At 46.0% G+C, this 21,531-nt stretch carries 17 protein-coding genes; 12 read left to right on the forward strand and 5 right to left on the reverse strand.

Going from position 1 to position 21,531, the window contains the following annotated elements; genetic code table 11:
- The first annotated feature begins 12 nt into the window (after positions 1-12).
- Complete coding sequence (locus H6849_03245; protein USO01092.1) at positions 13-531, forward strand: hypothetical protein; 519 nt, start codon at positions 13-15, stop codon at positions 529-531.
- A 33-nt stretch (positions 532-564) separates the two neighbouring features.
- Here H6849_03245 and H6849_03250 read toward each other — a convergent pair whose 3' ends face one another.
- The gene (locus H6849_03250) at positions 565-1,509 is read right to left on the reverse strand and encodes a tyrosine recombinase XerC (protein USO01093.1); all 945 of its coding nucleotides are present in this window, start codon (positions 1,507-1,509) and stop codon (positions 565-567) included.
- Between the two features lie 57 nt (positions 1,510-1,566).
- Here H6849_03250 and priA point away from each other — a divergent pair, with 57 nt between their 5' ends.
- The 4 genes from priA to addA are packed head-to-tail and all read left to right on the forward strand — an operon-like array spanning position 1,567 to position 10,281.
- Complete coding sequence (priA, locus tag H6849_03255; GenBank protein USO01094.1) at positions 1,567-3,573, forward strand: primosomal protein N'; 2,007 nt, start codon at positions 1,567-1,569, stop codon at positions 3,571-3,573.
- A gap of 48 nt (positions 3,574-3,621) precedes the next feature.
- Positions 3,622-4,125, forward strand: a complete 504-nt coding sequence (gene tsaE, locus H6849_03260; GenBank protein ID USO01095.1) for a tRNA (adenosine(37)-N6)-threonylcarbamoyltransferase complex ATPase subunit type 1 TsaE — start codon at positions 3,622-3,624, stop codon at positions 4,123-4,125.
- A gap of 28 nt (positions 4,126-4,153) precedes the next feature.
- Positions 4,154-6,880: a PD-(D/E)XK nuclease family protein gene (locus H6849_03265; protein USO01096.1), complete on the forward strand. Its 2,727-nt coding sequence runs from the start codon at positions 4,154-4,156 to the stop codon at positions 6,878-6,880.
- A gap of 5 nt (positions 6,881-6,885) precedes the next feature.
- Entirely contained in the window at positions 6,886-10,281 is a 3,396-nt protein-coding gene (addA, locus tag H6849_03270) for a double-strand break repair helicase AddA (GenBank protein USO01097.1), read from the forward strand.
- Between the two features lie 21 nt (positions 10,282-10,302).
- Here the strand turns inward: addA and H6849_03275 are convergent, their stop codons facing one another.
- Complete coding sequence (locus H6849_03275; protein ID USO01098.1) at positions 10,303-11,349, reverse strand: hypothetical protein; 1,047 nt, start codon at positions 11,347-11,349, stop codon at positions 10,303-10,305.
- Between the two features lie 309 nt (positions 11,350-11,658).
- Between H6849_03275 and H6849_03280 the strand changes: the two genes are divergently transcribed.
- From H6849_03280 to H6849_03295, 4 genes are all read left to right on the forward strand, one after another.
- Entirely contained in the window at positions 11,659-12,375 is a 717-nt protein-coding gene (locus H6849_03280; protein USO01099.1) for an outer membrane beta-barrel protein, read from the forward strand.
- 66 nt (positions 12,376-12,441) lie between these two features.
- The gene (locus H6849_03285; protein USO01100.1) at positions 12,442-13,158 is read left to right on the forward strand and encodes a hypothetical protein; all 717 of its coding nucleotides are present in this window, start codon (positions 12,442-12,444) and stop codon (positions 13,156-13,158) included.
- 139 nt (positions 13,159-13,297) lie between these two features.
- Entirely contained in the window at positions 13,298-14,401 is a 1,104-nt protein-coding gene (locus H6849_03290; GenBank protein USO01101.1) for a hypothetical protein, read from the forward strand.
- Positions 14,398-15,234, forward strand: a complete 837-nt coding sequence (locus H6849_03295) for a hypothetical protein (protein USO01102.1) — start codon at positions 14,398-14,400, stop codon at positions 15,232-15,234. The genes H6849_03290 and H6849_03295 overlap by 4 nt, the downstream gene beginning before the upstream one ends.
- A gap of 12 nt (positions 15,235-15,246) precedes the next feature.
- Here the strand turns inward: H6849_03295 and H6849_03300 are convergent, their stop codons facing one another.
- From H6849_03300 to H6849_03310, 3 genes are read right to left on the reverse strand one after another with little or no spacing between them, the layout of a single operon-like run.
- Positions 15,247-16,095: an acetyl-CoA carboxylase carboxyltransferase subunit beta gene (locus H6849_03300; protein USO01103.1), complete on the reverse strand. Its 849-nt coding sequence runs from the start codon at positions 16,093-16,095 to the stop codon at positions 15,247-15,249.
- 9 nt (positions 16,096-16,104) lie between these two features.
- Positions 16,105-17,388: a nucleotide sugar dehydrogenase gene (locus H6849_03305; protein USO01104.1), complete on the reverse strand. Its 1,284-nt coding sequence runs from the start codon at positions 17,386-17,388 to the stop codon at positions 16,105-16,107.
- Positions 17,389-18,378, reverse strand: a complete 990-nt coding sequence (locus H6849_03310) for an SDR family NAD(P)-dependent oxidoreductase (GenBank protein ID USO01105.1) — start codon at positions 18,376-18,378, stop codon at positions 17,389-17,391.
- Between the two features lie 94 nt (positions 18,379-18,472).
- On the opposite strand from H6849_03310, the gene H6849_03315 reads away from it, so the two are divergent.
- From H6849_03315 to atpG, 3 genes are read left to right on the forward strand one after another with little or no spacing between them, the layout of a single operon-like run.
- Positions 18,473-19,114, forward strand: a complete 642-nt coding sequence (locus H6849_03315; GenBank protein USO01106.1) for a F0F1 ATP synthase subunit delta — start codon at positions 18,473-18,475, stop codon at positions 19,112-19,114.
- A gap of 8 nt (positions 19,115-19,122) precedes the next feature.
- Entirely contained in the window at positions 19,123-20,664 is a 1,542-nt protein-coding gene (gene atpA, locus H6849_03320; protein ID USO01107.1) for a F0F1 ATP synthase subunit alpha, read from the forward strand.
- Positions 20,664-21,530, forward strand: a complete 867-nt coding sequence (gene atpG, locus H6849_03325; GenBank protein USO01108.1) for an ATP synthase F1 subunit gamma — start codon at positions 20,664-20,666, stop codon at positions 21,528-21,530. The genes atpA and atpG overlap by 1 nt, the downstream gene beginning before the upstream one ends.
- The last annotated feature ends 1 nt before the right edge of the window (position 21,531 follow it).

A 21,531-nucleotide genomic window follows, 5' to 3' on the forward strand; every position in this document is an offset into this window, starting at 1 on the left:
CTAGTATAGTCCGTGAAAAAATATCTCTGTCTCTCTTTTGCTCTCAGTGCTTTTTTATCCCCTGTTTTGGCTGAAAGCCCGACACGTCTAGGAAGATTTGGCGCGTGGGATGTCTTTAAAGCAACCGAAGAGGGAAAACCCATCTGCTATATGACATCATCTGCGACGAAAGCAGAAGGTAAGTATAAAGTGCGTGGTCCTGCGTTCATTATTGTCACTCATCGCCCCTATCTTAACAGTTATTTCTCAGTAAGCATTGACGCGGGGTATACCATCCATAGTGGCCATAAGATGACTCTTATAGCGCAACAAAAAAGCTATGCATTTGACCTCGTTCAAGGAGAAACAGCATGGATTTCACAGGCTACAACAGATAAGAAAGTAGCCTTAGCTATTGCTAAGACGTCGGGGAATATTGTGGTTAAGGGGAAATCTTCTCGCGGAACGTTGACAACAGATACATACTCAACCCGAGGGAGTTTGCAGGCGCTGCGCACCATGTCGCGGGCCTGTCGTGTTGCCATTAAATAAGGCTGACTTAACGTCATCGCAATAAGATCTTTGCTACTGCTTTTTGATAGATTTTTTGCTTTCTGAAAGCAGGATTCCTTCTTCGCGAGGGTGCGCTTCGCTGTGTATTTTAACTAACTGCTCCATATTTACATCAACGTATTGTTGCGTACTTGATAGGTTCGCATGACCTAAAAGGGTTTGTATTTCCCGCAGGTTCGCTCCATTACCCAGCAGATGTGAAGCAAAGCTATGCCGCAAAGCATGAGGCGTTACCTCATCTGGAAGATTCAAAAGTCTGCGAACGCGCCTCAGCGATTGTTGAATAACCCCTGCGCTAAGTTTTCCTCCTCGTGCGCCTAGAAAAAGGAGTCTCTCTGACTCCTCAGGAAAGGGACATTGCGCACGATAGCACTCAATGGCTTGCCTGCATGGGGCAAGCATGGGAACTTCACGATCTTTTTGGCCCTTCCCCCGAATGATGAGTGTGTCTGCAATATCGCGGATGCGAAGTCCCAGTGCCTCACTGATACGCAATCCCGAGCCATACAAAAGCATAAAAATGGCTCGATCACGCACGTGTACCCATGTGTGCATCCCTGTGGCATCAAGAATTTTGGTAATATTTACAAAAGTCATTGGCCGCGGCATTTTTTTGGGAATGCGAGGCAATGTCAGATGCGCAAACGCCGATGTTTGGAGGCCTCGTTCACTCTCAAGATACAGCATAAACGATTTTAAGGCAGAAAGATTACGTGCGAGCGTGCGGTGAGAAACATGGTTGTTCAGGCGGTGAGATAAAAATGCACGAATATCACGGGCTTCTAGCGTACGAATAGTCTCCATGGTTATCGTATCATTGGTGTGTTGAGCAAGAAAAACCAAAAAAGCGTGTACATCGCACGCATAATTGAGGCACGTGTGCTTTGAGCCCCCTTTGGAGACTTTGAGCCATGTGAGCCATGATTGATAGCATTCAACAAAAGATGAAGGAAACACGGTGGGCCTTACTTGACGGTGGAATTCACAGAACTCTATACTGCATCATCATAATTAATGAGCTTACTATTGTCGAGTCACTCACCCAAATATCTCCGTGCTCATCCGGTTGGCCCTTACGGGGATGCTTATGACTATGCGTGGGGAGAGCATCTGGATATACACAGGGGGATGTTTGTGCGTGTGCCATTAGGCCGGCAGGAAGTAACTGCTGTTGTTATTGATTCTTGTGTGCATCCCACAATCGATCCTGCGCGTATTAAAAATATTTCGGCAACATATATGTACGCACTGACAGCCGATTTTTTAACAGTATTGGAGTGGGTAAGTACTTATAACGTAGTGCCTTTGGGGCAGTTTTTAAAAGCAACGCTGGGAGGAGTTGACCTTGACCATTGCTATCGCCCAATAAAACCAAAAATACCGAGAGATGCTGAGACCAAGCCTTTGACTTTGAATGCTATTCAAGAAAATGCCTTTCAAATCATCAAAAATGGCTTTGCCGCAGGTACAAAAGTAGCCTTACTGGATGGCGTCACAGGCTCAGGAAAAACGGAAGTGTACGTGCGCCATGTTTATGATGCCTGGCTCTTAGGAAAGCAGGTATTAGTGTGTGTGCCTGAAATTGGCCTTACTCCTGCGTGGATATCCCGGTTTGAGGGGAGATTTGCCGCTGATTGTGTTGTATGGCATTCGCGCATGACACCGGCTCAACGTTATCGGGTGTGGACACGTGTTGTGCGCGGAGATCCTCTTGTGGTTATTGCCACGCGTTCCGGTTCTCTTTTACCCTTTGCCAATCTCTCCTTGATTGTCATGGATGAAGAGCACGATGGGAGCTATAAGCAGGAGGAATCCCCCGTTTACCATGGACGCGATGTAATTTTGGCGCGCAGTCATTTTGAGCAAGTAGATGTGATTTTAAGTACAGCTACGCCAAGCTTAGAAACGTATCATCATACACTGCAGGCGAAATATGTGCATGCAAAAATGCCCGAGCGTGTAGGCGTCAGCACACTTCCCTCGATTGAAACGATTGATATGCGCCAAGGTAACGCACGTACTGACGGTGACACGCCTGAGCGATGGCTTCACCCCAAAGTCTTGGTAAAGATCAAGGAAACCTTGGATCGCCAAGATCAAGTATTTTTATTCTTGAATCGTCGGGGTTATGCTCCCCTCGTGATGTGCGGTTCGTGTGGTCATCGCGTGGGGTGCCCTCAATGCAGCACAAGCCTTGTTCTTCATACAACCAACAATACGTTACGGTGTCATCATTGTGGATTTTTACAAACGCTCCTTAGGACATGCCCGTCGTGCCTAAGCGAGGCTCTACTACCGTGTGGTCCTGGTATTGAGCGCCTTGAGTCCTATGTGCACAAGTATTTCCCTGGAACGCATGTTGCTGTTGTATCCAGTGATCACCTGCGCTCTCCTCGGGAAATGGAGGCCCTTCTTGCGGATGTTGAAGCTAATAAAATTAGACTTTTGATTGGTACGCAAATGTTAGCTAAGGGACATCACTTTCCTAATCTTACTTGTGTGTGTGTGGTCGATGCTGATGCTGGATTAATGTCTGAGGATTGGCGTGCCTGTGAAAAAACCTATCAATTAATTCATCAGGTGGCTGGGCGTGCTGGGCGTGCTGAAAAAGCGGGACATGTGTATATTCAATCTTATCAACCTGAGCATCCTGTTTTACAGGCTTTATGCACCCATGATAGAGATGCCATCTATCGTTTGGAACTCGATCAGCGAGAACAAGGAAATCTCCCTCCGTTTGGGCGCATGATGGCTGTTGTTGTCTCGGCAACATCTCTTGACATGGTGACGGAGTGGGTAAGGCGTATGCGAGATCACATCCCTTTGCACCCTGATGTGCAGGTATTAGGGCCAGCACCGGCACCTCTGGAAAAAATTCGCAATCACTACCGGTGGCGCTTTTTGTTTCGGGCTCCCTCTCGTTTCCCCTTAAGTAAGTATGCCGCTACGTGGATGCAAAGCTTGAAGTTTCCCCGTGCCCTACGGATCAAGCTTGACATGGACCCACAAAACTTTTTGTAATGATGAAAAGGGTGTTACTATGCGCTCATTTGATTACGTATAATTCCGATGAAAACCAGTGATAGAAATCCTCCGATTGTTTGTTTGTCATCCTCAGAAGCGGACACGATAGCAATTGCCCGCGTGACCGCAAATTTTTTTGTTCAGGGGGATCTGTGCGCACTGATGGGAGATCTTGGTATGGGAAAATCTGTTTTTGCCCGTGCGGTTATTCACACAATCATGGGCTATGATCTTAACGTCCCCAGCCCTACGTATACCCTTGTTCAAACCTATGAGGGAAAAAGATTTCCTCTTATGCATTTCGATTTATACCGTCTTGAAAACTCAGAAGATGTCATAGAGTTGGGATGGCAGGATCGCTCACATGCCTTGGCACTTGTCGAGTGGCCGGAGAAACTTGACACCATGTATCCGGCTATTTGTTGGGAGGTGATATTTCAAATGAATCAAGAGGTGCGTGAAATAACAATTTCTCCTCCCCCGGGGTTTGAAGAGAGGTATTGTGAGCTGAAACAGAAGCTTTTGGGATTGTGTGGTGGAAACACATAAAATTATATGCCCGGAATTTGGCGTGGATATGGTGGCTTACGTTGCGCGCATTTTACGGACCTGGGACCCCTTGCGTGTGCATGAGACTGCGGTTTTTGTTCCTACGAGACGCTTGGGGGAGCGTTTGATAGCGGAACTAACGAGGGATTCAGCAAGCCAAATATTGCCTGGTATCTATCATCTTGGTGCTCTTTCATGCGTTGATTTAGCAACACTGACGGGGCGCGTAAAAAACTTTCCTCCCGTTTTGCCGGCCATACAGCAGCACCTGCAGTTGGCACAGCTCATTATGGATGAACACACTAACCCCTTTGCTTGTACATTATCTCAGGCAATTAATCTGGCTAAAAATCTGTCGGAACTGATGGAAACACTGACTTACCATGGTATAGAGCTTATGGATCTGGATAAAGTTGTTGCTGATGATTTTGCCATTCACTGGCAGATAACAAGTGATTTTCTCAAAAGAATATACAGTGCGTGGCCAAAAGTGTGTGCGACACGGGAGGTCATGGATCGTGCCAGTCTTCATGTGCGCGTTGTGAACGAACTTCTTCTAGCATGGCGGGCATCACCCCCTCAGACGCCTATTTTTGTCATCGGTTCAAGCGGTAGCCTGCCGGTTACCCAGAAACTTATTACTGCGATTGCTGAACTCCCCAGAGGGCATGTAGTGCTTCCACCGGGCGCATCTGTGGATTTGGCATCCCGTTCAGAAAATCTTTCACCAACCCATCATTTGTCATCACTGGCCCGATTAATACGCTGCCTTTCTCCTTATCATGAACGTACGGTAGTTATTCCCTGTATGGTACCGAATATTCGCATCCGCTCTTTAGCAATAACACAGGGGCTAGAGAATCAAAAAGACCCAGATAATCAGTCGTTTCATGATCCAGATTTGACAACGCTTATTGCGGATGACCAAGAGCATGAAGCACAAATGATTAGTTGTATTTTGCGGGATGTTGTTGAAAAAACGGCGAAAACTGGGATTTTTATAACTCATAACCGCCAACTTGCCCGACGTGTCCAGGCACTGATGCGCATGTGGGGTATTCGCATACCGGATTCTGCTGGTAAACCCCTTTCTGTCACGCGTGAGGGGGCCTGTTCGTTGCAAGTTTTGCAAGTATCGGGAACCGCCCATCAAGTGCGAATGATGGCACTAAGGCTCTATAAAACATACAGTGTTTTTGACGATGTAACCCATGCCGCGTATCACGGGTGTGAGCGTAAACTCCGGGATGGTCGTGATTTATCACCCCTCACTTGGCCAGAAGATGTTGATAAGTGGGCAAAGAAGTGGATTGAAACGTACGAAAAATACGGACGGGAAAAACACTGCGTTTCTGTATTTTCTTTATGGCACCGGGGTCTCACAACAGAAATATGTGCCCCCCATTCCCGCATGGTGACGATTTGGGAGGAACTTGCGTGCGCAAATAATTTTTATGGGGATGTGTCATTTGAGGACTATTGCCATATTTGGCAAGCGCTCATTCATGGTGAAACGATACGTGAGCAGCATTCTGAGAGGCATCCTCGGATACAGATTCTGGGTCCCCTGGAAGCCAGGGGCATGTGGGCGGACGTTGCTGTTCTTGGGGGCTTGGTCCAAGGGGATTGGCCGCGAGGTAATACAATCGATCCATGGATGTCTCGGGGAATGAGGGCAGATGTGGGGCTGAGTCCCTTGGAACAGCGCACGGGGCTCTCCTGCCATGATTTTGTGAGTGCTATCGCTTATCCGGAAGTTTATATCACTCGGAGCCTACGCGTGAACGGTCAGGAACAAATCCCGGCACCATGGTGGACGCGACTGGCGATACTTTTTGCAGCCCACGATAACACACACACATGGTCCGCAAGGGCAAAACAGGTTTTTTCTCGGCAGAGTGGTGGGTATGTGCCTGGAGGGCGTCCTTCGCCAGTTCCTCCGATTTCCTTACGTCCCACGCAATTTTCCGCAACGGATTTAGGGACACTTGTGACGGATCCTTATAGTATCTTTGCGAAGAAAATACTGAAGATTCGTATGCTTGATAATCTTGATGATGTGCCGAATGCGGCTAAACGAGGAACAGTTTTGCATCGTTCTCTTGAGCTTGCAATGAAAAGATTTTCTGAGGATAGATTTATACCAACGCCTTCAAGTCTCAATGAACTGGGACGCATTGCTTGTGAGGAAGAGGGTGTTGGCGATCACTATTTTCGTGCATGGCAGCCACGTTTTATGGTAGTTTATAATTGGTTTATCGCACACTTGCTTCAAAATCTTCCGGCGCAAACATATGTGGAGGTATGGGGGAAATGGAACCTAATTTGTGCGGATGGTTCTACGCGCACGCTGATTGCAAAAGCAGATCGCATTGATATCGATGCTGCAGGCAATCTACACATCATAGATTACAAAACGGGCGGAGTCCCTTCGCAGGTAGATGTGAATAAGGGATTTGCCCCCCAACTTCTGGTTGAGGGGCTGATCGCCTCATTTGGGTCTTTTGAGCGTGTACCAAAAGCGCCCGTATCTTCCTTACAGTACTGGTCATTGACGGGCGGTGCAACGAATGGTCAGATTGTACGGTTTGAGAAAGGCCTCAATGATTTACTTGCGCATGCCAAGGAAGGTATAGAGCGTTTGCTTGCTTATTATAATGAGCCCTCTTCTGGGTATCCGGCATGTCCGCATGAGGCACATGCACCCCGTTTTAATGATTATGAGGCCCTTTCACGCATTCAGGAATGGCAATAAAATCCATGCGCACACCAACAGTCTCTTTGAATTTAGGCGAATACGCAAATGTCTTACAAACCCGTGCGTCCGATCCCCAAACGAGTGCCTGGGTTGCCGCATCGGCAGGAAGTGGTAAAACAAAAGTGTTAATTGATCGTCTGGTGCGATTGTTGCTTACTGGTGTTGATCCAAGTCGCATTGTTTGTTTGACATTTACGAATGCGGCCGCTGCAGAAATGACGAATCGTCTTTACCGTCGTTTGAGCGATTTTACCCATAGCGATGAAAAATCTCTGACACGAGAACTGCATGCTCTTAATGGGGGTCCTGTGCCATTCTCAATGGTATCTGTCGCACAAGAATTACTAAACCGCGTTTTGGAAACACCAGGAGGCGTCCGTATTGATACGCTGCATGGTTTTTCTCAAATGGTGCTGCGACGTTTCCCCTTGGAGGCTGGCTTGACCCCGGGGTTTGAGATTGCTGATGAACACGCCAGCCGCTCTCTCATGGGGAAGGCTATTCATGACCTTTTGGCGTCTCCTCATCCTCAAATCACAACAGTTCTGACACGTATGTTGCAGTATTTTACGGCAGAAACTGTTGAGGATTATCTCCGCGAGCTTATGTCCTTGCGTTGGCGTACGTGGTTATCTGCTCGTGAAAAAGAGGAAAATTTCCCTCCAGAATTAACCAATAATACCTTCTATGAAACCTTGAAGGCATCAGTTACTCCCCTCCTAAAACAGCTTGTTGATACGTGTCGCGAAGCATTAGAAGAGTCTCCCTTTTTAGCAGCGTGTGCCGCTCTTTTGGCGGATACACCATCATCGCAGAAAATTTACGATACGTTGTATAGCCTATGCTTTACTCAATCCGGAGAACCCCGCAAGCAAATACTAACGAAACGCTTGCGGGATAGTTATCCTGAGGCGCTTGAAAGCATTGCAGCACTTATTTTAGCCCTAGAAACGGCCTGTGATGCACGCAAGGATGCAAAAGCATATGAAATAAGCCAATCATTTTCATTTTTAGCGGTCCATGTCTCTCGTATTTATAAAGAATTAAAGGCCCGAGAGGGTGTCTTGGATTATGATGATTTAATTGATACCACCGTGCGGCTTTTTACCAATAGTGCGATGGCTCCATGGGTGCTTTATAAGCTTGATGGTGGAATTGATCATATGCTTTTGGATGAAGCACAAGATACGTCTCACCATCAGTGGACTCTTGTGCGGAGTCTGCTGGATGAATTTTTTAGTGGAAATACGACTGACCGAAAGCGCACATTTTTTGTTGTGGGAGATGTTAAGCAATCTATTTACGGCTTTCAAGGGGCAGATCCTGCTGGATTTGTTTCCAACCGCGCCTATTTCCGCCAAGCCTTTACAGAAGCTCATAGATCCTGGCAAGATATTCCTTTTAATATATCTTTTCGATCAACACCCGAGGTGTTGCGGGTTGTTGACAGTGTGTTTGCTGACCCTGGGCGCGCTGCTCAGCTTTGTGAGTTACGCCGAGTTTCTCATGTTGCCTTTCGCACTGATGCTCCTGGGCGTGTGGAGATATGGCCTTTGGAGAAAGCGCCTCCCTGCGCAAATATTCCCTTTGATGCGTGGGATGCTCCGCGCCATTCCTCGACGACAAAAAAGGATTCCTCCGAAGTCTTGGCCCAACGTATCACTAAAACACTGGGTACATGGTTACGTGAGAAGCGGTTGTTACCTTCAGGGTTAAGGCCTATTCAAGCGCATGACATTCTCGTTTTAGTACAGCGTCGTGGTCCTTTTGTGTCCGCATTAATCCGCCATCTGCGTGCACACAGTATTCCTGTGGAAGGCCAAGATCGCTATGATTTAGCCGATAACCTAGGTGTACAAGATTTATTGAACCTAGCCGAGTTTTGTGATCTCCCGAGCAATGATTTAGCCCTTGCTTGTGTTTTGAAGAGCCCATTTGTTGGGTTGTGTGATGATGAGTTGCTGTGTTTGCGCACATTATCCGGAGAGTGCTTGTGGGAACAGTTGTGTGCATCTGGGCATAAAAATACTATATCCTGGTTGGGGGGGCTAATCGTGGATACGAAAACTGTCCGTCCCTTTGATTTTTTTATGCGCGTCTTGTATGTCGATGGTGGTATCAAGCGCATGGCAGCAGCAATGGGTGATGAAGCCTATGATACTGCACGCGATTTTTTGAGTCTGCTTGAGATATTTGAAGCCAAAGAGATCCCCACAGTGGCAGGTTTCTTGCTTTGGTTTCGTCATGCGAATACCGAAGTTATTCGTCCGCATGCCAATCATGTACGCGGTGTGCGCATTATGACGGTACATGGAGCAAAGGGACTGCAGGCACCTATCGTGATTTTACCTGATACTGTCCGTGTGCCTACAACCGTTGAAGCGTTGTCGTTAGATGAAAAAGGGGATTTAGTTTATCTGCCTTCGGGGCGGGAACGTCCTGCGCGCTTGGATGCTGCCTTTGCGCATGCCCATGCCCAGATGATGGCTGAATATTACCGTCTTCTATATGTTGCGATGACGCGTGCGGAAGATATGCTTGTGGTGTGTGGATGGGAGTCTGGACGTGTGATTAACTATCAAGACTCATGGTATCACATCGTTCAAAGCAGTGTTCGCTCGTGCTCCGATGTTTCTGTTCTGCCAAATGATGATCTCATTGTGGGTAATGTACCTGTGCGTTCCTCGGAGAGTTCGCGTGATGTTTTTGACGCCGCCATAGCATGTGTTTCTCTTTCTATTCCGGAGCATTTTTATAGACAAGCGGTTACGGAGTGCCCTGTGCCGCGTGCTGTTTCTCCTACCTCTTTAACGCGGAGTATCGCGCGTGCTGAAGATCCTATGGGCGTTGGCGCCGTGGTGCGTAAATCCGAGGACTTGCGGGAAAAAGGAATTAGATTGCATCGGTTGTTTGAGCTATGGCCGAATGTGTCTGATGAAGATAAAAACCTTCTTGCCTCCCCTGAGGAGATTGCGAAAGTCAGCAGCATTTGGCAACATCCTGAATATTCCCGCTTTTTTGCCGGCAATCACTCGACAGAAGTGCGGGTGAGAGGAGTCCTCGCAAACAAACCGGTAATGGCCGTTATTGATCGCATGGGTGTGGATGAGCATGGTGTGTGGTTTCTTGATTACAAAACAAGTACACATATTGTGCGCGATCCTAAACGACTACCACCCTATATGCTTGGGCAAATGGGTTGCTATTTCTCACTTTTAGAAAAGATATACCCCGGAAAAACGATCACAGGATATATTCTTTGGACTCATGATCAAAGCATCACTGAAGTCTTTGCGCATCAAGCAGAACCTGTTTTTTGTGATTTTTTGCGGGAGAATCGCTGGCCTCAGGTCGAGCCAGATGGTTGCGATGATCCCCAAGATCATACAATCTTTTAAAAACTTACTTTGTGAGGACGCTTAGGATATATCTCTTTCTACATCATTAGCGGCGATGTCTCTTGATATTCTTGGAGATTTGGGTTTACCAGCTGTTTCTTGCGCATCACCAGAATCCTCTACATGAAGGCGTGCCAACATGCGTGCGGTGAAAAACCCTACTCGGAAGAGTGAATTTCTTGAAGCGGGTGAGGAATCTATCCCCATTTCTTCATCCGTCGTGGTTTGTGTATCGATGGATCTGGATATGATGGGCGGACTATCTTTTGGTGCGCCGTAATTGGTGCCGGGTGTTGCCTTTTTAGCGGGCATCTCGTGAAGCGCGTGCGAATCCCCTGAGAGTTGTAGGGAGGTGTGCTCGCTCCCTCTTCTGTGCATGTGGGGAAATCCCTCGTGTCTATGGGATAAATGCCCCCGAGATGTGGTGCGTGAAACACGAAAAATGAAGGGATCCTGTTCGCCTGTACGCGGACTAACACCTGTATAAATAAAGGCATAAAGGACATTACTTCCTCCTTCCTCCCGCACGCGGAGATTAATCCACCCGTGATGGCGTGCTTCATTAATAGATGTAAAAAAATCAGCATCTAAGCGCCCTGTTTGGCGCGCCGCTCCTTGTATCTCCCGAAAAGTTGCGGCTAAGATATCAGGTGGCCCAGGGGGGTCTGAGGGGTCGGGGTCTTCGCTTGCGCGAAACCAACGCATGGTATACTCATAATCCCTTGTGCGAAAAGAGAGCCCATCCCCAAGCACTTCTTTGTTGCTATCGGGACACATGCCTTCTAGTTTATTGGCAGCGTTATTCAGGAGTTGCATCATAAAACGAGGCATTGTGTCTGGATAAAACTCAGTGAGACGATTGTTTTCATAGGGATCTCGTTTCCAGCAACAAGACAATGATCGGCACCGCTCTCGTGCTTGATTGGGGTTTGACCATATAGATCCTGCAAGTGCAACGCCCCCTGAAACAAGTGTGCCGACAGTAGTGAAGGCAAGAGCTTCCCAACCTGATGCCTTAATCGGACAAAAAAATAAATAACAAATCAATAGTGATATTTTTTTGTTCATAGAATGTATTAAAATTAATATTATAATATTATATGTAATTATGTATAATAAATAGCTAATAAAAAATTAAAAAACCACCTCACGTATGTCTGTTTGTCACAAAAGAGATGATTTTTTGTGATGCTTCTGTGCAACAAAGAAAAAAAGTGTTTTTTCTACGAGTTTTTTGTCACTCGTTCCTGTGTCATAAAAAAAATAAATGTGTCAAAAATTTTCATAATCAAGCCTGATTATCGAAGCCCCATTGTGTGTACCGTAATTTCACGCACAATAGGGAAGTGTAAATTTATTTTTTAACGGAGATTATTAATGAAAAAAATTCTGACACTTTTGGCTGTAGCAACAGCCGTTACGACAGGGTCTTCTGCGGCTATGACGGGTAAATTTTATGGTGGTCTTGGGCTGGGCATGAAAAAAGTCCATGCGGAAATGGGAGGATATACGGCCTCTTTGGGCGGTAGAGCAAGCAACTCTGATATTTATGACGTGACTTCAGACAAATTTGCTGGCCAAGTGTTTCTTGGTTATCGTCTGGGTGTTTCTGAGATGTTTTATGCGGGATTGGAGATTGATGCTAACTCTCCTTATACGTATAAGAATGAAGCGGATCCTGAGGTAAAACGCAACAACACAGAGTTTAATGAACCTAAAATTAAAACTGGGTTGGGATTTGGCGCCAGTCTTTTGCTTGGTTGGAACGTGAACGAGTCATCATCTCTCTTCATCCGTCTTGGCGGTGAGTACCGTAAGCATCAGATTAGTCCTAATTTAGGTAGTGCTTTTAATGGTTTAACTCATCAACAACGTACAGCCAAACGCAGCTACACAGATTTTTCCTTTGTTCCTGGCGTAGGGGGCACAATGAAAATGAACGATACCCTAGAACTTAGTCTCGATTACCGCGTTAATATTGGTAATGGCAAAAAGTTTGGTACCAATAGTACAACTGACTTTACAACAAAGCATACGGATAAATCCCACACAATGATGGCTCGTATCTCTTATTGCTTTAAGAAACTTGGTTAACTATTTGTTAATATATGGGGTTTATTATATTTCTTGTAATAAACTCCTAACCCTATGAGAAAAAACATGAACAAACGAACATTAGGTGCAATATTAGCGACTGTTTTTGCTGCTGTTTCTATTTCTGAAGCTAGTGCCACTGCTATACTTGCACTCAAAAAACAGCAAGAAGCAGCCGCAGCTGCTGCCGCTGCCGCCGCTGAAAAAGCAGCTGTTTCACAGGAAACTACAGACCCAAAGGCTGAGACTGCGAAAAAAGCCGCCGAAGAAGCTGCTAAGGCTGAAGCTGCGAAAAAAGCCGCCGAAGACGCTGCTAAAGCTGAAGCTGCGAAAAAAGCTGCTGAAGACGCTGCTAAAGCTGAAGCTGCGAAAAAAGCCGCCGCTGCTGCTGATCCAGCGCCAATTGCAGCCGGAATAACAGTTGCGTACGCTGCAAAACCGTATGCAACAAAAACACTAATGATGACAGTGGCTTCAGCCACAACAAAGATTTCAGCGGTGAATCCGCAATTTGTGATTAAATCCGCTATTGCCAAAAATGTTTCGGGAAAGACAGCTTGGTTTGTTGATTCTAATGGCAAGTGTCTTCAGTTATCTAACGGCACAAATGTTTCATCCATTAAGGTTGGATCATCCTATGATCTGGCTGTTGTTCCTAAGGCAAGCAAAGTAAACCCTGAAAAAGCCGGTTCTAAGGCGCTCTATACGCTTTCCAATGTTCCGAGTGGTCTAACCTGCAGTGTGTCAAGGTACTCCGTAAGCATCGTTGCAGCGACGAAGTAATACTATACGATAGTGCAGTAAAAAAACCATCTCCTCAGGGAGGTGGTTTTTTTTGTAAGAATAATATTGGTACGTATATCTGTAGGGTGCATAGTTTTTATGCTAGAATATTTTATATTTTTTTAGGGGCGCAATAAAAATGAAACATCTCGATAAATTTTTCCTACTTTTTTTTCTTGGTTCCATGCATGCTACACACAATCTCTATGCAGAAGAACCACTTGAGGAGGTTGCGGTTGAAGCCAGATCTGAGAATCTGGAAGACAGCTCTAAGCAAGAGATAGCCGAATCGTCGCTTGATGAGGATACACCCCTCCCTCCATCCGTTGATGCTGCAGAACCTGTCCGTGAAGAAAAAGCCCAAGGGAACTCTCAAAAAACACCTAAACCTCAAGGAAAAAAGAAACAATCTCCGTTTAAGGGTCACAAACCTTTTTGGAAAACAAGTCGCAAAAACACCTATGTTTTAAACAAGAACAATGAATTTGATTCTGTTGAATCGGTTGTGCTCTCAAAAGAATATAGGACAACAGCCGGACGTGTACTGATTGCGAATGCTAAGAAATTCACCAGTTACGTCACACTTTTTAAATCTCCTGGGGGAAAATGCTATAGTATTGTTCAGCCCACGGAGATTGCTGGGATAAAACCTGGGTATTCGCTACCCTTACTAGCGGCCTATCAACATGAGAAACGACTCTTGCTCGACTTAACTGCTTTCAAGGATGTCCTAAAAGGTCAAGGTTGCCGGAAATGGAAGAAAATCAATGAGGTTGCAATTCTTTTTCCCGTACATCAAACCGCAACCGATGCAAAACCCCATTATCCGTTGTGGATTTCTAAGGGGGGGAGAACCTTTGTGTCCGATAAAAAACAAGATCTTAATCTTAAAGAAGTAACAACAAAAACTGATATGTACAAAGTTCCAGGTCTCTATCGACTGACCTACCAAGGAAAGGCCCATATTGCTACGACACTTCTAAAGAATTTTCAGAATACGAAACTATCTGAGGATCGATCTGTTTTTAAGGATGACGAGGGTAATTGTTCTGTAGCCGATGGCATCGTGAAGAATGCTGTGCCCGGTTTTTCTTATTCAGGCGCGCCGTTGATCCAGAAGGTCCGTAAGAACCCGGGGCCCGTTGTGCGCGATTTAGATGGTGAGGATTGGATAGCACCATTTGATTGTAAAAACCTCAAAGAAGTAGAGATTTTAGCAATTGTATACGGATACCCAGAATGATAATCCCTGTTTTTTTAACGCATTTTTTCTATGGGATCATCAGTATTTTTTGCCTTATTCCCAGTCTTTATGCGGCAGAAAATGTATCTGCGGCTGGGCCTGAGAAGCTTTATACAACACCAGATACGAAAGAAAGCGACCAGCCTGCAGAAGAGTCTGTTTCCACCGAAACTGTTTCTGTGCGTTCCCCCATAAAACAATTAGAAGAGGAAACAGAAAAGAAGGATCACAGTGCTCCTTCTGCCTCACAAGAGTTCAAACCTTTGTGGCTAAGGTCTGGGAGTTATTTCCAGGGTAAAAAACAGCGTGATGAAGTACCGTCAGTCATGGAAATCCATGATAATACTCTGTCATCATGGGTTCAGTGGATGCAAAAAGCTATTTATGTGACCTACAAAGAACAAACTGTCGTGACCCGTACAAAAAGTGGTGAAAGCAAAACAACGATGGGGCTTGGTTTTTTTCGCAGCCAAAATGGCACTTGTTATGTTACCCCTGTAGAACCACAAGCCCTAAAGCTAGGGACATACTATATGGTGGTCCCTAGCGTCGAAGAGGTGCTTGATAAAACCAAAGGACAAAAAACTATCCGTCGCCAACGCCAGAGTTTTACCAAGCACCCCTGGGTTAGTGATCTCAAGTGCGCAAACGATAATAGTATGTTAGTTGCAATTGGGGCCTTTGATTTGCAATCCCAACACATGCAAGAACCTGATGACGATACAAAGAAACGAGTTGAGGAGTCTGACAAAAAAAGGGACATACTCTGTCAAGATAAAAAGAGTAAAACCTCATCCCTATCCGAGAAGAAGCCAGAATCTCCTTCCGCATAAAATCTTTATATATTAGGGTAAAAGAACTTTTAGCACCGTTGCAAGCTCACGACGCAGGTGTTTGCGATGGACGACACGATCAATCATTCCATGTTCCAGTAAATATTCCGAGCGCTGAAATCCTTCAGGCAGTTCAGCACGGATGGTTTGTTTAATTACGCGCGCACCCGTGAAAGCAATTAATGCCTTAGGCTCAGCCATAATAATGTCTCCTAGCATAGCAAATGAAGCAGACACCCCTCCTGTTGTTGGATCCGTAAGAACGGTAATATAAGGAAGTCCGGCATCTTTCACCATAGAAACACCAATGGTTGCCCGTGGCATCTGCATGAGTGATAGAATGCCTTCTTGCATGCGTGCACCCCCTGATGCTGTGATCACAAGGTAGGGAAGCTTCCGATGGACTGCATGTTGTGCACCAACCACAAGAGCCTCTCCTGCGGCAACACCCATGGATCCACCCATGAAATTAAAGTCAAACACTGCTACGACAAGGGCTTGTCCTTCAATCTTTCCCTCAGCAACACAAACGGCATCATCCATATCATTTTCAGTGCGCGCTTGTTTGAGGCGATCGGCATATTTCTTTAAGTCACGAAACTTCAGTGGATCAAGGGAAGAGGGGGGAAGTGCAATACGTGTATAAGTGGCACCATCAAATAAAAACCGCAATCTATCTTTGGCATTCAGCCGAAGATGATGATCACAGTGGTGACACACATGTATGTTGGCTTCAAGGTCACGATGAAAAATAAGCTTTTCGCACGCAGGACACTTATGCCAAAGATCCTCCGGTATATCGTTCTTTTGCCCCATAAGTGCCTTAAGACGAGGGCGAACAAAATCAGTGAGCCAGTTCATGGACGCTCCTTAAATTGACCAATAACGCATTTTTGAGGATGCAACCTGAGAGGACCAGATGCGTTTGATATCAAGAATCACACCGTTCGGGGTCAACAGTTTTTCAAAAGATGCGGATGTGAAGTTTTTATAGCCTGCGTGAGGAACGGCGCCAATTACAGCATCAAACCCCTGTAACTGCTCGAGATGAACATGAATATCCAAATCATACAAATCTTTTGCTTCATTTACATCGGCAAGTGGATCGTGAATTTCAAGCCTATGGCCAAATTGACGCAAGTGGCGTACAAGATCAATAATCTTTGTGTTCCGCAAGTCAGGGACATTCTCTTTGAATGTAAGTCCCAACAACAAGATACGAGCTGCTGGGGTGGGCGTGGATTTACTAATTTCGTCATGAATTTTAGATGCCAAGAAGTAACTCATGCTTTCATTAATCTCACGTCCTGAAAGAATAATCTTTGGTTCCTGACCATAGTTCTTTGCTGCATGGGCTAAATAATAAGGGTCAACACCGATACAGTGCCCTCCCACAAGTCCCGGTGAAAAAGGCAAGAAATTCCATTTAGACTTTGCTGCATCGAGCACATCGTGCGTGTTGAGACCCATTTCGGTAAAGATCATGCAAATCTCATTCATAAATGCAATGTTGATATCTCTTTGGGCGTTTTCAATAACTTTCGCCGCCTCCGCTGTTTTAATGGAGGAAGCCTTAAAAATATTATTGCTATTGATAGACCCATAAATATCCGCCAAGAGATCTGTGATTTCAGGGGTTTCACCCGCGACAATTTTTGTAATGGTTGCTACCGTGTGCACTTTGTCCCCAGGGTTGATGCGTTCTGGTGAGTATCCCAAGTGGAAGTGCTTCCCCGCTTTGAGCCCTGAAAACTTCTCAAGAATAGGAGCGCACACATCTTCGGTAACGCCTGGATAAACCGTGCTTTCGTAAACAACAATCGCTCCTTTTTTGATGGCTTTCCCCACAGTTTCGGAGGCCTTCATCAGGGGTGTAAGGTCTGGTTCGTTTTTATCTGTAATGGGAGTGGGAACGGTGACGATATACACATCTTTGCCACTAATATCACCCAGCTGATTAGTGTATGTGAGAGTTGATGTGCGCAAATCCTCGGGGGCGACTTCTGCTGTGGAATCTGTTCCCCTATGAAGTTCGGCTAGCCGCCTATTATTGATGTCAAAGCCTGTGACGGTGTGCACGCGCGCAAGACCAATAGCCAGAGGAAGGCCGACATAACCAAGTCCAATCACTGCAATGCTGTATATAGGGGGCATTTAGGAAACTCCGTAATAAGATTTATACCATTCAACAAAGAGAGGGATCCCCTCTGTAATATTAGTTTGGGGTGAAAATCCAAAATCCGCCTGACTTTCAGAAATATCAGCAACTGTTTCTTTGACGTCTCCCGGCAAAAGGGGTAAAAACTCAATTTTCGCCTTTTTTCCAAAAGCCAGCTCAAGTGTGTGAATGTAGTCCATTAATCCCTCGGAGCGATCATTGCCAATGTTATAAATTGTGTGGAGCGCCCCATTAACCGGACATTGAGGAGGCTTTTGCAAGCACGCAACAACACCGCTAACAATATCATCAATATAGGTAAAGTTTCTACGCATATCTCCGTTATTAAAAACCTTGATGGGACGATCGTGTGTGAGAGCATCAGCAAACAGATAAGCAGCCATATCCGGGCGCCCCCAAGGACCATACACGGTGAAAAAACGCAGACCCGTGGCTGGTATTTTGTATAGATGGCTATAACTATGAGTCATTAATTCCCCCGCACGTTTTGATGCAGCATAAATGGCCATCGGCGCATCCACTCTGTCTTTAACGGAAAAAGGCATTTTTGTGTTGTACCCATACACGGACGATGTGCTTGCATAAACCAAGTGCTTCAGGGTGGGCAATGTACGACACATTTCAAGCACATTTAAATGTCCATAGACATTCGCATCAATATACGCATAAGGGTTTTTAAGAGAGTAGGGAACACTGGCTTGCGCTGCCAGATTTACCACATGGGTGATTTCAGGATGGTCTTTTGTGAGTGTTTCCATGTCTGTGCGATTGGCAATATCGCGCTTATAGAATATAAAGTGGGGGGTATCACCAATAGCATTAATACGATTGCTTTTGAGGATAGGATCATAATAATCATTCAGATTATCAAGGCCAATGACAGTGTGACCATTGTGTAAAAGTGCCTGACAAACGTGAAATCCAATAAACCCTGCTGCTCCTGTAACTAAGTACGTATCTGACACTGATTATTACCTCTTTCACGATCTGAACACTTGTACACAAAATCGCATTTCAGTGCAACTCTATACAACCCTTTATTGCAGAGGTCATGTGAATATGCTAGCAATAACAAATGATGAAGAATTTTTCCTGTTATTTCTCACGCATGAGGCATACTTGATGTTTGTTTCTGCACGATCACGTATGTATGCTGTTGCATTATTCAAGGCTGCCCAAGTTCGCGCTGTGGAGGAAGAGGTGGGACGCGCTCTTGCCTGTCTTGTTTTGGGAAGTGATTCCCTTGCCGCTATTATTCTTGGCGCTCCTTCTTTTGTGGGCTATGGTTCTGTGAACAGCAAAAAAGCGCATCGTGCGCTAAGGACTTTTTTGGCTCACGACAGTGCTCCTGCAGAGAACATATTGGGGCGTTTCATTCTGCAGCTTCTTTTGCGCAAGCGCACACCGTTGTTGCCTCAGATTGCTTATGCGTACTATATTTGTCAATGTATGGCACGCGGAACCTTTCCCGCTGTCATACGCGCTGCTCACCCATTGTCTGTTGAGCAAATCAAGGCAATAGAGACGCTTGTGCATCAGGCCCGAAGGGTAAAGCCCACGTTCATGGTTCAATTGGTACCCTCTCTTATCGCTGGGTTTGATGTTGTGTGTGGAGATTGGCGTTTTGATGCCACCTTGCAAGGGCGATTAAGACGCATTCGCACACGCATTCAAACAACCCTCACAACACAAAAAATATAGGTCTCAAAATGCAAAAAGCTGTTGAACTGACAAAATTTATCCAATCTGAAATTCTGGGTGATGCAAACCCCACACATGCGGCGGAGGTGGGTGAGGTCATTGATGTAGGTGATGGTGTTGCCCGGGTGATGGGGCTTTCACATGTGCAAGCAGGTGAAATGGTGGTGACAGCATCAGGCATTAAGGGATTAGCGCTAAACCTTGAACAAGACAATGTGGGGATTGTTTTATTTGGTGATGCCTCTCGGGTTGCTGAGGGAGATGTGGTGACGCGCACCCAGAAAATTCTAGAGGTTCCTGTGGGGGAAGGACTTCTCGGTCGTGTTGTGAATGCCCTTGGTGAACCAATCGATGGCAAGGGAGCGCTGCCCGCAGAGACAACTGAGCTTCGCCGGGTAGAAACGAGTGCCCCTGGTATTATCGCTCGTAAGTCTGTGCATGAGCCTCTTCTTACAGGGATCAAAGCTATTGATACACTTGTTCCGGTTGGTCGTGGTCAGCGAGAGCTGATTATCGGTGATCGCCAAACAGGAAAAACAGCGATTGCCATTGATGCTATTTTAAATCAGCGTCAAGCCTTTGAGTCGGGTGATCCCCAACAAAAAATACACTGCGTTTATGTGGCAGTAGGACAAAAATGCGCTACTATTGCACAGTTGGTCAGCATTCTTGAAGACCGTGGAGCAATGAAATATACTACGGTTGTATCGGCCACGGCATCGGAGGCTGCAGCTATGCGGTTTTTAGCACCCTATGCTGGTTGCGCGATGGGTGAGTATTTTCGCGATAATGGTCAACATGCACTTATTATCTATGATGATTTATCTAAGCATGCTACCGCCTATCGTGAGATGTCTTTGTTGTTGCGTCGCCCCCCTGGACGTGAGGCATATCCTGGCGATGTTTTTTATTTGCACTCCCGTCTTTTGGAGCGTGCAGCCAAAATGAGTGATGCGCACGGCGGGGGATCCTTAACAGCTCTTCCTATTATTGAAACGCAAGCAGGGGATGTCTCGGCTTATATTCCTACCAATGTAATTTCGATTACGGATGGTCAAATTTTTCTCGAAGCAAATTTGTTTTACAAGGGTGTGCGCCCTGCCATTAATGTCGGTCTATCCGTAAGTCGTGTGGGGTCGGCAGCACAAACAAAAGCGATGAAACGTGTGGCAGGCTCAGTGAAGCTGGAACTTGCCCAGTATCGTGAGATGGAGGCATTTGCCCAGTTTTCCAGTGATCTTGATCCAGCAACACAACAGCTTCTACGCCGCGGCGAGCGTCTGGTTGAAATTCTCAAGCAAGATCAATACGCGCCACTGTCCATGGCCGAACAGCTGGTACAGATTTTTGCTGGTACAGGTGGGTATCTGGATGAAATCGACTTGCATCGCGTGCCTGGTTTTCTTGCGAAACTCCATGCAACATGTCATGCTAATCATAAGCCGTTCCTTGATGAGTTGAACCATCGTGGTGAGCTTTCAGACGATATGGCCGAGGAGCTTGGCGCAATTATCGTCCGTACGCGTACTGCTTATGAGGAGGTTGATTAATGTCCCAACTACAGGCAATCAAAGAACGTCGTGAGGCTGTTCGCTCAACGCAAAAAATTACAACTGCGATGAAGATGATTGCTGTTTCGCGCTTACGCGCGGCCCAGCGTATTAAACAGCAGGCTGATGCCTACGTTTCTCATATTGAGCGCTTATTTCAGGTGGTCGTTGCGCAGTCCTCTCAAGCGTTTGGTCGCTACACGCAATCTCCTGATGTGCAGAAAGATTTGTATATCATTGTTGCCGCGAATCGAGGCTTGTGCGGGAGCTATAATCAAAATATTTTCCGAATGACCACGATGATTCTCGAACAAAATCAAGGAACGGAAAGTAGCTTGGATGTTATTACTTTGGGAAAGAAGGGGGGGGAGTTCATTGGGCGTTGTGAGGATGTTGATCATATTGCGCATTATCCGCTTGGTGATACTCCAGATTATTCCCAGATTGAAGGGGTCATTCAGCATGTTTTACCTGCCATAACAGCAGGCACTTACCGTAAGGTGATCTGTTTGGGTACACGTTACCGCAGTGCGCTTCTGCAAGAAGCTCAAGCTATCCAAATTTTCCCGTATGAATACGCTGAGGCCATAGGTGTTTTGCGGGAGATTTCCGTTGATCCTGATTTGCAAACGGGGGCTGATCATTTGTGGGGGTTTTATCTGCGGAGTAAACTATATGAGTGTATCCTTCAAAGTGTGACAAGTGAACACGCAGCACGTATGCGTGCGATGGACGGGGCCTCACGCAATGCAACAGAGATGATTGAGGAACTGACATTGCGTTATAATCGTCAACGTCAGTCAACAATTACGAGTGAGTTAATTGAAATTATAGCAGGAAGTGAATCCATGAAGGGCGAGAACTAAG

The organism is Alphaproteobacteria bacterium (genome assembly GCA_023898725.1).
In the GTDB taxonomy this organism is placed as follows: Bacteria; Pseudomonadota; Alphaproteobacteria; order JAUHZC01; family JAUHZC01.